Origin of the sequence: Alcaligenes sp. CHO6 (genome assembly GCF_037120595.1) — a bacterium.
GTDB classification, from domain to species: Bacteria; Pseudomonadota; Gammaproteobacteria; order Burkholderiales; family Burkholderiaceae_B; genus Alcaligenes; species Alcaligenes ammonioxydans.
Map to the genome: position 1 here is coordinate 215,099 of NZ_JBANCI010000003.1, position 12,446 is coordinate 227,544.

Genomic DNA, 12,446 nt, shown 5'->3' on the forward strand with positions numbered 1-12,446 from the left:
CAGTAGCCCCCTAAAACGGTCATCTCTGTTCCATTTATGGAACGATAAAAGCGCTATGCACGATTTAAATGACTTGTACTTTTATGTTCAGATTGTGGATCACGGCGGCTTTGCCCCGGCCGGTCGCGCACTGGGCTTGCCCAAATCCACCCTGAGCCGCCGACTGGCCGCTTTGGAAGAGCGCCTGGGGGTTCGGCTGATACAACGTTCTACCCGGCGCTTTACGGTGACCGAAATCGGCCAGACCTATTACGAACACTGCAAGGCCATGCTGGTAGAGGCTGAAGCGGCACAAGCCGCCATTGAAATGACGCATGCCGAGCCACGTGGCGTGGTACGTCTCAGTTGCCCCATCACCTTGCTGAACGCGCATGTCAGCACGATGTTGGCTGATTTCATGGTCCGCTATCCGCATGTGACGGTTCAGCTGGAGGCCACCAACCGGAAGGTGGATCTCATCGGAGAAGCACTGGATATCGCAATCCGCGTCCGCCCCCCGCCCCTGCAGGACAGTGATCTGGTGATGCGTGTTTTATCCGATCGTAGCCAATGTCTGACAGCCAGCCCGGCGCTGATTGCCCGTTACGGCATGCCCGGTTCGCCGGCGGATCTGGCCGACTATCCCAGCCTGGGCCTGGGTGTGCCTCAGCAAACCCATACCTGGACCTTGTTCGGACCCAATGGAGCGCAAGCCGTACTGCACCACACACCCCGTCTGATCACGACGGACATGACCGCTCTGCGCGCCGCGGCCCTGGCTGGAGTGGGAATCGTCCAACTGCCTACACTGGTGGTTTGCGATCAATTGGCACAAGGCGCTTTAGTCAAACTGATCCCGGACTGGGCGCCGCGCCGCGAGATCATTCATGCGGTGTTTTCCTCGCGCCGTGGTCAAATGCCCGCCGTGCGGGCCCTGCTGGACTATCTGGTCGAACGCTACCAAGCCATGGACGAGGACTAAACGCCATTCTGAGCCTGGCAGGTTTAGAAACACGGTCATGGAGTGCACGATCGGTTTCAGAAAACAAAAACGCCCTGCATATGCAGGGCGTTTTCTCTGAACGGGCCATCAAGCCGGGGATCAGATGCCGCGATTAAAATCGTGAACCTGCTTTTCAGCCTCTTCACGTGCAATACCGTAGCGCTCCTGAATCTTACCGACCAGATACTCGGTATTGCCCTCGGCAACATCCATATCGTCATTGGTCAGCTTGCCCCATTTCGCCTGGATTTTACCAGTCAGCTGCTTCCATTTTCCTTTGATCGTATCTTCATTCATAGTCGTTCTCCTATTTACAAAGGAATTTCATTACAGAGATTGATCAGGGAATAATTATTCCGGCTTCACTTTCAATCCCGACGAGTCGACTTTCACAACACCTTTCACGCTTTCGGTGGCTGCCACCGCTTTTTTAAGCTCGATTTCGCTAGGCACGGTACCGGTCAATGTTGCAACCCCGTTATTGGTCTCAACAGAGATATCCGTGCTCTTCAAATCCTTGGTACTGGCCAGATCAGCCTTGATCTTGGTGGTAATCCAGGTATCGCTGACGGCTTCGCCCGCTGTTGCGGAATGATCCTGATTAACGGCAGGCTCATTAGCCAGTGCGCCGCCTTGCAGGCCAAAACTCAAAGCCGAGGCCATTAGAAAACTGGATAGGATGGCGGATTTTTTCATAGATTTTCTCCAATATCAGAAAGAGTATTTTTAGAATTAAAAATTCCCTTATCCCTGCTATTAAAAGGAGTCCAATTCAATCAACAAAAATTTCGTTGTTTGCAATGGATGGTTCCACCGTAACATTCCCGACCAGGGCGACAACTACGAAATGCTACAAGCAATTTCCTTATAATAATTTCCCTTCAAATTGCTCAAGGCAGCTTCTTCGACCTGAATAAGCAGATGTCCCTGACCCTGTTTTTCTGACCCTGTACCAGTTGGCCCCAAACCGCCCTACCCGGCATCGAGACTGGTTTTCACGTAGGGGACAACGTTGACCAGAAGGCTGTTCGCACGAGCAATAATTTACCCAAGGGCCGGGACGACCACAGACCCTGTCCTGCCCATGGAGAGGCAAGACAGGGCGGATACATAAGGTAAGAAATTTAGCAGTGCCACTAACAAACGCGACACCGTGAGCCGGTCAATTACCGTAAATGATGTACTTGCTGCAGCCCATAGACCTGCACCGGCAAACCCGCTTGACGCGCTTTCAACTGCAAGGCCAGATATTGTGAGTAATGCCGCGACTGGTGCAGGTTGCCACCGTGAAACCACAGATTTGGCTGCTGGGTGGGCTTCCACATATTGCGCTGCTCGCCCTCCCATGGCCCCGGATCTTTCGTGGTTTCCGAACCCAGGCCCCAGCATTTACCCACCCGGCCCGCCATTTCCTGGCCGGCCAGATCCGCTACCCAGCCGTTCATGGAACCGTAGCCCGTGGCGTACACCACCAGATCCGCAGGCAATTGCGTGCCGTCTGTCAGTACCACAGCGTTCTCGGTCAGATGGCTGATGTCGGTCCGGGATTTCAGCTTGATGCTGCCGTCGATGATCAGCTCGCAAGCGCCTACGTCGATGTAGTAGCCCGAAGCACGTCGCAGGTATTTCATGAACAAGCCCGAACCATCGTCACCCCAATCCAGCATGAAGCCTGCCGCCTCCAGCTTCTGGTAGAACTCTGCATCACGCTCGCGGATCTTGTCGTACACAGGAATCTGGAAGTCCGCCATGATGCGATAGGGCAGGGACGCAAAGAGCAAGTCTGCCTTGCGCGTGGTGACTCCCGAAGCCAGCGCCCGTTCAGAATACAGATCTCCCAAGCCGATCTCCATCAAGGAGTCGGACCGCACAATATGGGTGGACGAACGTTGCACCATGGTGACGTCCGCCCCCGCCTCCCACAACGCCGCGCAAATATCGTGCGCCGAGTTATTGGCCCCGATCACGACTACTTTCTTGCCCGCATACGCTTGCGGCCCAGGGTGCTGCGAGGAGTGCTGCTGCTCACCCTTGAACACCTCCTGTCCCTTGATACTGGGCACATTCGCCTTGCCGGACATGCCCGTGGCAAAGACCAGTTGCTGTGGCCGTAGCGTCATGGGCTTGCCATCACGCTCGATCTCCACTTCCCAGGTCTGGCTGGGCTCGTCGTAGCGCACCTTCTTGCACACGGTGCTGCTCCAGTAATTCAGCTCCATCACCTTGACGTACATTTCCAGCCAGTCGCCAATCTTGTCCTTGGGCGCAAAGACAGGCCAGTTGTCGGGGAAAGGCATATAAGGCAGGTGGTCGTACCAGACGGGGTCATGCAGGCACAGAGACTTGTAACGCTTGCGCCAGCTATCGCCGGGTCGAGCATGTTGATCAATGATGAGCGTGGGCACATTCAACTGCCGCAAACGTGCGCCCAGGGCAATGCCGCCCTGTCCGCCCCCAATGATCAATACATAGGGCTGTTCAGACGTACCTAATGTTGCCTGCTCCTGTTGACGACGCTCCTGCCAGGTCTGACGGCCGCGCCGGATGCCGTGCTCGGCCCCCATGGGACGACGCACGCCTAACGGCTCCTCATAGCCTTTCAATTCAGACATGGTGGTCAGAAAGGTCCAGATCTTGCCGTCCTTGACGCGAATATGGCCATAGCCACGCGCCACATCGGTTTCCACATGGAACCAGCCCTCCACCAGACCTTGGCCATCGTCACTGACCGGCTCGGCACTGTCGCGCTCGAACCTGGCTGACACGACACCTTGTTGCTGCTGCGTCAGCATGTCGCGGATCTGATCGCGCCCCTCCATGGTTCGGATATTCCAGGTGAACATGACCAGATCACGCCAAAAGCATTCTTCGGCAAACAGGGCTGCCGCATCGTCCGGTGCATTGCTGGCAAGCGCATGGGTCAACTGGTCAAGAACCGTGTCCAACTGTCGCGCAGACGGCTGCAGTTGCTGCTGTGTTTGCATGATTTGTCTCCATATCGTTTTAATGGTGCGCCGGGCTTTTGCTGCCCAGCTATGGAGTACATAGCAAACACCGTGCCAAACCGGGAACGGCTTGTTTTAAAGGGGTATCGCTTGTTTTAAAGCGGTGAAACTGTGCCAGTGGTGACACAGGTGGTGCATCAGGTGTCGCAGCCTGTGTCAGGGGCCGAGTCTTGCTGAGTCAGACCTGCTCGTTTGATATAACGATGCAAGGTGGACCGGCTAATTCCAAGCTGCCGCGCTGCCGCACTGACATTACCGTCGCAGGCCTGCAAAACCTGCCGCCAGGAGGGTTCCCCGGCGCAGATAACTGACGTCGGGCTACTTGTAGATGTGGCCAGACGCCGCTCGCGCAACGCCTCTGGTAAATCCTGTACCTCAATGCAGGAACCTTCCGCCAAGGCCAGTGCCAGCACCAGCGCATTGTCCAGTTCGCGCAAATTACCTGGCCACTCATACGCTTGCAACGCTTGCCAGGCCTCGGGAGACAAGCCGGGTACATCGCCCTTGTTACGCCGATGCAATATCTGCTGCACCAGCCACTCCAGATCACTGCGATGACGCAAGGCAGGCAGGGTCAACACCGCCGCATTCAAGCGATACAGCAAATCCGCACGGAAGCGGCCTTGCTCTACCAGGGCGCTTAAATCATGGTGGCTGGCTGAAATCACGCGCAGGTCCACGCGCTTGCTTGTGCGTGCGCCCAAGGGCATGACCTCGGACTCGGCCAGCACTCGCAGCAAACGACTTTGCAAAGCCAGCGGCATGTCGCCAATCTCGTCCAGGAATAGAGTGCCGCCATCAGCCGCCTCGATCAAACCCGTGCGACCTCGTGCAGCACCGCCGGTATACGTGCCAGCTAAATAGCCGAACAATTCGCTTTCAATCAGACTCTCGGGCAAGGCCGCACAATTGACGGCCACAAAACTCCCGCGACGACCACTAGCCGTGTGAATCGCACGGGCCAGATATTCTTTGCCCGAACCCGTCTCGCCCTGCAACAGTACCGGCATTTCCCGCGTTGCCAAACGGGCGGCTTTCAGCAGCATGGACTGCATGGCCGCATCCGTGCCTGCCAAGCCTCGCAATCCCTGTGGCAAGGCCGCATCCACGGCTGCCCCATCCATCCCCACAGACCGATTGTTCAATACACGTCTGGGCTCAATGGCATGGGCAAACAGCACACTCCCATCCCGGGCCATGACGACTCGCTCCTGCGTGGGGCGATAGCGCATCAAGGTCGGTAACTGATCCACTTCCAGATGCAGAAAGCGCATCAAACTCTGCCCCAGCAAATCCGCAGGATTACGCCAGTCCACCCCCGCTGCCCGCGCCAGAATTCGGGCACCCGTATGCGTCATGCCCTTGATACGGCCAGAGCCATCAATCGCAATAGCCGCTTCCGGATCAATATCCAGAAACTCCGGCGACTGCGACAAACATAGAATCCATTCCTGACGGTGGCAGGCCATCAAATTAGCCAATTCAATACGACGGGTCGCCGCATTGGCAAGGTGCAGGGCCAAGCCCTGGCTGGCCTTGGCCTCCGGCGACTGCAACAAGGACAAATCCAGTACTGCGGCCAGCTTGCCGTCATAGTGATAGATAGGCGCCGCCGTGCAGGATAAAGGCGCATGCATATGATCGAAATGATCATTTTGATGAATGGTCAGGGCCTCGCCCGTGTGCAGGCAAGTGCCCACCGCGCACGTTCCCGCACGCTCTTCAGACCATTCCGAGCCCATATACAGGCCGGCCTGCCGCAAGGCATCGCGCTGGCCTTCCGAACCCAGAAAATCCACCGTAACGCCCTTGTTATCGGACAACAGCAGTACGTAATTGAGCCCGGACACCTGTTGATAAAGACGCTCCAGCCCGGAGCGCGCAATATTGATCAGGGCTTCGGACTGTTGACGGTGCTCACGCAGCTGGGAATCGGGCACGATATAGGCCTCGCAAGCCTGTGCCGGGTCCAGCCTGTGATGCTCAATACACCGCCGCCAGCTATGGACCACAGCCTGATCGCGCCGGGACAGGCTGCCCTGCCAAACAGCCGTGATCTCTTGGACGTGTGCCACATGTGAAGACTGCATAGTTGCGCTCATCCCGAAAACAGACCACCCCCGGGCGGGCGCGGCCTCTCTTCCAGTGTGCCGCCATGCTTAGCTGCCGTACATGGAGGTTTTCCTTGAGATGCGGTGCAGCAAATGAAGTGATTGCCTTCCTTTCTTTCCCGATCAAGCCATCAGTGGCATGGGCTCGTAACCAGGCTCCATGCCTACACCACATAGATAGCCGGCACCGAGAGCCGGAAAAACAAGCAACTCGTGCCCTACCACTCCATCAAACATTCGCCAGATCAAGCAGGTGTTGAGCAAACTCACCCTGCGCGCCCGCCGCGTTTATGTGATCGAAGTACTCATACCAACCGCTGGCTTGGATACCCGCCAGCAGAGCCTGGCAAGCCCGCTGATCCGGGAAGCGCCACACACCCATAAAGTGATGGCTGCTGGCTTGATCGATATGAGGCTCCGTAACGCTCAGGGTCAGAACCTCAATACCCTGGCTGGATAAACCAGCCATTGCCTCTTGCAGCCCGGCCAGAAAGTGTTGGCGCTGCTGCCCAGACATCGCTTTCCAAGACCTGCTCGCTAAGCTGAGCAGACAACACGACGCGGATGCATTACCACCCCAGCATCAGCACCTGCACACGCATCCGGGGCAAAGACTTTTCACGCTCGTAACTCTGAGCGCCAACCATTTAGTTAGATTACTAATCTTGTAGTTTGATTATAAATCCCGCAAGCAATTCAAAGCTGTGAAAAAGCCCGAATTCAGCTTTACGCCAAATCCGGGCCTTGAGTCTCACCTTGTCAGCCTGTACGACACCTTACAGCTTCCCCCGTGCATTCCTTGTAAACGAGATACGTCCCAGACACTGTTTGATCTTTTTGACTTTGCCGTGACTCACATCCTTCCGGAACACGTGCAAGGTATGTTCTGCTGGGATATAGACCCTGTTGTCAGGGGGCAGAGCCAGATCCATTATTTACAGCGGCTTAGCGGTAAAGCCTACTCTCACTCATGAGGCATGTTTCTCGATAAAAACCGACCACAAACGGCCATCCGAAACGAAATACCAAAAGAGCCGCCGCAGCGGCTCTTCATTTTTGGCACCTTGAATCAAGGTTTATTCGACGGTCACACTCTTGGCTAGATTCCGTGGCTTATCCACGTCCGTGCCGCGCGAGCAAGCCGTGTGATAGGCCAGCAATTGCAGGGTCACGGTGTGCAGGATAGGGGACAGTTTGCCGTAGTGCTCTGGCATACGGATTACATGCACACGTTCACTGCTGCCGATACGGGTATCGGCGTCGGCAAACACATACAGCTCACCCCCACGAGCATGGACTTCTTCAATATTGGATTTCAGCTTTTCCAGCAACTCATCGCGTGGAGCGATAGTGACCACGGGCATGGCTTCGGTGACCAGGGCCAGCGGGCCATGTTTCAGTTCACCGGCCGGATAGCCTTCAGCGTGGATGTAGCTGATTTCTTTCAGCTTCAGCGCACCTTCCATGGCGATGGGGTAATGCATGCCACGGCCCAGGAACAAGGCGTTTTCCTTGCTGGCAAAACGGTCCGCCCAGGCCATGATTTGCGGCTCCAGAGCCAGCACGGCCGCGATAGCGGTAGGCAAGTGACGCAAGGCTTTCAGGTAGTCGCCTTCCTGCTCCTGATTCAGGTGGCCCTTGACCTGCGCCAGTGCGATGGTCAACAGAAACAAGGCCGTCAGCTGAGTCGTAAAGGCTTTGGTGGAAGCCACGCCAATTTCAACACCAGCACGAGTGATATAGGACAGCTTGCACTCGCGCACCATGGCACTGGTGGCGACGTTGCAGATGGTCAAGGTCTGCTCCATGCCCAGACTGCGGGCATGCTTCAAGGCAGCCAGCGTGTCAGCCGTTTCGCCGGACTGGGAAATAGTCACGACCAGCGTGCGGGGATTAGGAACGCTGTCGCGGTAGCGGTATTCGCTGGCAATTTCCACGTTGACGGGGATTTTGGCCAGCGATTCGATCCAGTAACGAGCAGTCAGACCAGCATAGTAGCTGGTGCCACAAGCCAGAATCAGCACATTGTCAATGTCCTGGAACACCTTGTAGGCCTGATCGCCGAACAGCTCGGGGGTGACGCTTTCGATATCTTGCAAGGTGTCACCCACCGCGCGGGGCTGCTCAAAGATCTCCTTTTGCATAAAGTGACGATAGGGGCCCAATTCAGCCGCAGCGGTGTGCAAATGAACGGTGTGGACGGGACGGTCTACAGAGCGCCCCTCCTTGTCCATGATCCATACTTTACTGATTTGCAGATCAATCACGTCACCGTCTTCCAGATAAATGATCTGATCGGTCGTTCCGGCCAGTGCCAGCGCATCCGAGGCCAGAAAGTTCTCGTTCTGATCCACACCCACCACCAGGGGCGAGCCGTGGCGCGCGCCCACCACACGGTGCGGTTCATCCTGACAGAACACCGCAATCGCATAAGCGCCGGTCAAACGGCGAATAACCTGCTGCACAGCCTCGAACAGATCACCGTTGTACAGGTGGTCAATCAGGTGAGCGATCACTTCGGTGTCGGTCTGGCTCTCGAACACATAGCCTATGGCTTGCAGCTCGGCGCGCAGCTCGTCGTGGTTTTCAATGATGCCGTTATGCACCAGCGCAATGCGGGCCTTACCTTTGCCCGAAAAATGCGGGTGTGCATTATGAGTAGCCGGCGCGCCATGGGTTGCCCAACGGGTATGAGCAATGCCGGTAAAGCCTTGCAGATGGTCTGCCTTAACCTGTTCTTGCAGCTCGGCCACGCGCTGAGTACTGCGCGCCCGCAACAACTGGCCCTGCGCATGAACAGCAACGCCACAAGAATCGTAGCCCCGGTACTCCAGACGTTTCAGACCTTCCAGCAGCACGGGAACAATATCGCGTTGCGCCACAGCGCCAACAATTCCACACATAGCCAACTCCTGTTCATGGCCCCTTTCGGTCGGCCGACTAATCAATGCAATCTGCTTATTCTGATCTGAAACACAAAAAATTTTATGTCTATTTTTCTTTTGAAATGAATTAAAATTTCACTTAATAATAAAAACAAAATAAATAAATAAAAATTCTGATTTTATGGAATTTTATTTCAATACGATTAGATAAACATTGTCATGATTGAACTAGACGAGCTGGATTTACGCATTCTGGAGCAGCTGCAAAATGATGCTTCCATCAGCAATCAGGAACTGGCTTTGCTCGTGCATGCCTCTCCCCCAACCTGTTTGCGGCGAGTGCGTCGTTTAAGTGAACAAGGGGTGATTCGCAGGCAGGTCGCCTTGCTGGACGCGGAGCAACTGGGCTCCAGTTTGACGGCGATTGTGGAGATTACGCTGGACCGTCAGGGTGAAGAATATTTGCAGCAGTTCGAGCGCCTGATGGCCCCCGAAGCGGCGGTGACGCAGTGCTATCGCGTCTCAACCGGGGTGGATTTCATTGTGATTTTGCAAGTCAGCGATATGACGGCCTATCACAAGCTGGCTCATGCCCTGTTCACCAGCCAGGCGAACATACGTAATATCCGCAGTTTTTTTTCCATTCATCAGGCCAAATTCGAAACACGTGTACCGTTGCCTGCACCCAAAATCTGAGCCAGACCAAGTTTTAGAGCCGAAACGCCACCAGCCGTGAATAAGATACGAACGGCGGGCGATGGCGATGGCGATGGCGATGGCGATGGCAGGTATTAAAACACGCGTCAGGACCCGCACAAGCGCAGCGTGTGGAACGCGCAAAAACCGCGTGAATCAGCCGCGCTCAGGTTTGCACACGTTGCAGTACCAGTTGTTGATACAAACGCAAATAACGCTGCACCATAACGGCAGGGTCATGCTCCTGCTGCACCCAGCGTTGCGCCAGCGCGGCTTGTTGACGCGCTGCTGCCGGATTGCTCAAGGTGTCATCCAAAGCCTGAGCAATAGCCTGTGCGTCCCCGACCGCACATAACTTCCCACGTCCATTACCCAGCAACTCCGTCAAGCCGCCCGCCATCGTGGCAGTGACCGGCACGCCATACACGAACGCATCCAGCACACTGGACCCGAGCGCTTCATGCCGGGAACTGAGGACAAAGCCATCCATCAGACGGTAAGCCTGTTCGGGGCGGGCTTCAAAACCGCTCAGCTTATAGCAAGACTCCAGACCTAATTGCGCAATCAAATCCTGTGCCGCCGCGGACTCGGAGCCGGGCGCACCAAAATGCAGAAACACAAAGTCCTGGCGACGCTGAGACAGGGCGTGAACCGCCCGAATCAGAGTCAAGGGGTCCTTCTCGGCCGACAATGCAGCCATCGTCCCCAGAACACGCAGTCCATTTGGGTTCCAGCGCTGACGCAAGTGGTTCACATAGGCCTCATCCGACGCCACATACTCAATGGCGCTGGGAATCACCTCGACAGACAAACCCAGACGTCGCGGCTCTGCCGCCGCTGCCTGGCTGATGGCAACCAGCCGGTCCGCCTTGCGCCATTTCCAGCGCGTCCGGCGCTCTTTCACGCTCAAGGGACTGCTTGACTGTCGCCCACCACTACGTTGTTCGATACGTTTGCGGTCAACGGGAAAAGCCGTGCGCCGTGTAAAAACAAGCCGCTTGGGCAGCCAGAAATGCAATAAGGCCAACCAGCTCATGCAGGACGCGGTTTGGGAATGGACGATGTCAAAACCACGTCCATGCACCAGCAGATAGCGCAGCGCGGCACCCACAGAGGCGCATTCCACCACACTCAACCCCTGTTCCTTGGCCCGAGCAGCCAGTGCTTCACCGCGCCGGGCCAAGAGGCTGACCTGATGGCCTGCCTGCTGCATCTGCTGGACGCTCAGCAAGGTTTGCCGTTCGCCACCGCGCCAACCGCGCTCGAAATTAAGCTGCAAAATGCGCATGGCATTGATCCAGGGTCAATCCGTTGGAGTCGGGTATGCCCGACGTACGCCTTGCCTCCCTGCCCTTGTCAGGCAAAGCCAGGGAGGTCAAAGATGGGCTGACACCCATCAGGACTTACGAACGGGGCGCTTCCAGCCGGACACGCTGCGCTGTTCCGAACGCGACAAGGTCAGCTGATCATCCGGTGCATTGCGCACCAGGGTCGTACCCGCGCCAATTGTTGCGCCTCGGCCTACGGTCACCGGAGCCACCAACTGCGTATCCGAACCGATGAAGGCATCGTCACCAATCACGGTACGGAATTTGTTCACGCCGTCGTAATTGCAGGTGATGGTGCCTGCACCAATGTTCACGCGCTGGCCCACATCGGCATCACCGATATAGGCCAGATGATTGGCCTTGGAGCCCTCGCCCAGCTGGGTGTTCTTGATTTCCACGAAGTTGCCCACGTGGGTGCGATTGGCCAGAACAGCACCAGGACGCAGGCGGGCGTAAGGGCCGATACGGGCGTCTTCGCCTACCTGGGCTTGCTGCAGATGGCTGAAGGCCTCGATCTGGGTACCGGCGCCGATAGTCACGTCACGCAGCACGCTGTGCGGGCCCACGCGCACGCCATCCTGCAGCACAACCTTGCCTTCAAACACGCAACCCACATCAATGAACACATCACGACCGCATTCCAGGGTGCCGCGCACATCGAAGCGAGCCGGGTCAGCCAGTGTCACGCCTTTTTCCAGCAAGCGACGAGCCTGCTCGGCTTGCCACAAGCGTTCCAGTTCGGCTTGTTGAATACGGCTGTTCACCCCCAGGGTTTCCCACCCAGCCGCCGGCTGGGCCGCCTGCACCGACACGCCATCGGCCACCGCCAAGGCGATGATGTCGGTCAGGTAATACTCGCCCTGAGCGTTATCATTCGTAATACGGGTCAACCAGTCTTTCAGACGGGCCGTAGGAGCAACCAGAATACCGGTATTCACTTCTTTTACGGCACGTTCAGCTTCATTGGCATCCTTGTGTTCCACAATACGCTGCACGGAACCGTCCGCACCCCGAATGATGCGACCGTAGCCGGTGGAATCGGCCAGTGTTTCAGTCAACACGGCCACGCCTTGGCCACGTGCCTGCAGCAAGCGGCGCAAGGTGTCGGCCTGAACCAGAGGGACGTCGCCGTATAGCACCAGAGTGGCATCATCGTCCTTATCGCCACCGACCAGCTCCGGCACAGCCTGTTGCACCGCATGGCCCGTACCGTGCTGGGGTTGCTGCAGGGCAAAGGCCAGCTCGGCCTGGGCGAAGGTTTGCTGAACGCGCTCGGCGCCATGACCTACCACGACCACAACTTTTTCCGGCTCCAGTTCACGTGCGCTGTCGAGCACGTGGGCCAGCATGGATTTGCCGGCGATAGGATGCAGTACTTTGGGCAGGTCAGACTGCATACGCTTGCCCATGCCTGCTGCCAGAATCACGATATTAAGCAT

The 12,446-nt window shown here is 56.6% G+C and carries 10 protein-coding genes; 2 read left to right on the forward strand and 8 right to left on the reverse strand.

Annotated elements, in window-relative coordinates:
* The first annotated feature begins 55 nt into the window (after positions 1 to 55).
* Positions 56 to 961 (forward strand): LysR family transcriptional regulator, encoded by a 906-nt coding sequence (locus V6936_RS13140; protein ID WP_003805641.1) that lies wholly within the window; start codon positions 56 to 58, stop codon positions 959 to 961.
* Between the two features lie 120 nt (positions 962 to 1,081).
* On the opposite strand, the gene V6936_RS13145 is transcribed toward V6936_RS13140, so the two are convergent.
* The 6 genes from V6936_RS13145 to glmS form a co-directional block, all read right to left on the reverse strand.
* Positions 1,082 to 1,279 carry a CsbD family protein gene (locus V6936_RS13145; RefSeq protein ID WP_003805639.1) on the reverse strand — a complete coding sequence of 66 codons (198 nt, stop codon included), beginning with the start codon at positions 1,277 to 1,279 and terminating at the stop codon, positions 1,082 to 1,084.
* Positions 1,280 to 1,333: 54 nt separating this feature from the next.
* Complete coding sequence (locus tag V6936_RS13150) at positions 1,334 to 1,678, reverse strand: BON domain-containing protein (RefSeq protein ID WP_003805637.1); 345 nt, start codon at positions 1,676 to 1,678, stop codon at positions 1,334 to 1,336.
* 470 nt (positions 1,679 to 2,148) lie between these two features.
* Positions 2,149 to 3,966 carry an NAD(P)/FAD-dependent oxidoreductase gene (locus V6936_RS13155; protein WP_131071050.1) on the reverse strand — a complete coding sequence of 606 codons (1,818 nt, stop codon included), beginning with the start codon at positions 3,964 to 3,966 and terminating at the stop codon, positions 2,149 to 2,151.
* Positions 3,967 to 4,124: 158 nt separating this feature from the next.
* A complete protein-coding gene (locus tag V6936_RS13160; protein ID WP_131071051.1) occupies positions 4,125 to 6,077 on the reverse strand; it encodes a sigma-54-dependent Fis family transcriptional regulator in 1,953 nt (650 codons plus the stop codon).
* A 250-nt stretch (positions 6,078 to 6,327) separates the two neighbouring features.
* Positions 6,328 to 6,648, reverse strand: coding sequence for a DUF6616 family protein (locus V6936_RS13165; RefSeq protein WP_039944128.1), 321 nt, complete (start codon positions 6,646 to 6,648; stop codon positions 6,328 to 6,330).
* A 526-nt stretch (positions 6,649 to 7,174) separates the two neighbouring features.
* On the reverse strand, positions 7,175 to 9,001 hold the full coding sequence (glmS, locus tag V6936_RS13170; RefSeq protein WP_131071052.1) for a glutamine--fructose-6-phosphate transaminase (isomerizing): 1,827 nt from the start codon (positions 8,999 to 9,001) through the stop codon (positions 7,175 to 7,177).
* Positions 9,002 to 9,202: 201 nt separating this feature from the next.
* Between glmS and V6936_RS13175 the strand changes: the two genes are divergently transcribed.
* Complete coding sequence (locus V6936_RS13175; protein ID WP_219235316.1) at positions 9,203 to 9,679, forward strand: Lrp/AsnC family transcriptional regulator; 477 nt, start codon at positions 9,203 to 9,205, stop codon at positions 9,677 to 9,679.
* A gap of 166 nt (positions 9,680 to 9,845) precedes the next feature.
* Here V6936_RS13175 and V6936_RS13180 read toward each other — a convergent pair whose 3' ends face one another.
* Positions 9,846 to 10,967 (reverse strand): glycosyltransferase family 4 protein, encoded by a 1,122-nt coding sequence (locus V6936_RS13180; RefSeq protein ID WP_003805146.1) that lies wholly within the window; start codon positions 10,965 to 10,967, stop codon positions 9,846 to 9,848.
* Between the two features lie 108 nt (positions 10,968 to 11,075).
* Positions 11,076 to 12,446 carry a bifunctional UDP-N-acetylglucosamine diphosphorylase/glucosamine-1-phosphate N-acetyltransferase GlmU gene (gene glmU / locus V6936_RS13185; RefSeq protein ID WP_003805147.1) on the reverse strand — a complete coding sequence of 457 codons (1,371 nt, stop codon included), beginning with the start codon at positions 12,444 to 12,446 and terminating at the stop codon, positions 11,076 to 11,078.

What these genes read in the sequence shown, in the direction of transcription:
- V6936_RS13140 (WP_003805641.1), top strand. Translation starts at nt 56, where the DNA reads ATGCACGATTTAAATGACTTGTACTTTTATGTTCAGATTGTGGATCAC.
- V6936_RS13145 (WP_003805639.1), bottom strand. Translation starts at nt 1,279, where the DNA reads ATGAATGAAGATACGATCAAAGGAAAATGGAAGCAGCTGACTGGTAAA.
- V6936_RS13150 (WP_003805637.1), bottom strand. Translation starts at nt 1,678, where the DNA reads ATGAAAAAATCCGCCATCCTATCCAGTTTTCTAATGGCCTCGGCTTTG.
- V6936_RS13155 (WP_131071050.1), bottom strand. Translation starts at nt 3,966, where the DNA reads ATGCAAACACAGCAGCAACTGCAGCCGTCTGCGCGACAGTTGGACACG.
- V6936_RS13160 (WP_131071051.1), bottom strand. Translation starts at nt 6,077, where the DNA reads ATGCAGTCTTCACATGTGGCACACGTCCAAGAGATCACGGCTGTTTGG.
- glmS (WP_131071052.1), bottom strand. Translation starts at nt 9,001, where the DNA reads ATGTGTGGAATTGTTGGCGCTGTGGCGCAACGCGATATTGTTCCCGTG.
- V6936_RS13175 (WP_219235316.1), top strand. Translation starts at nt 9,203, where the DNA reads ATGATTGAACTAGACGAGCTGGATTTACGCATTCTGGAGCAGCTGCAA.
- V6936_RS13180 (WP_003805146.1), bottom strand. Translation starts at nt 10,967, where the DNA reads ATGCGCATTTTGCAGCTTAATTTCGAGCGCGGTTGGCGCGGTGGCGAA.
- glmU (WP_003805147.1), bottom strand. Translation starts at nt 12,446, where the DNA reads ATGCTTAATATCGTGATTCTGGCAGCAGGCATGGGCAAGCGTATGCAG.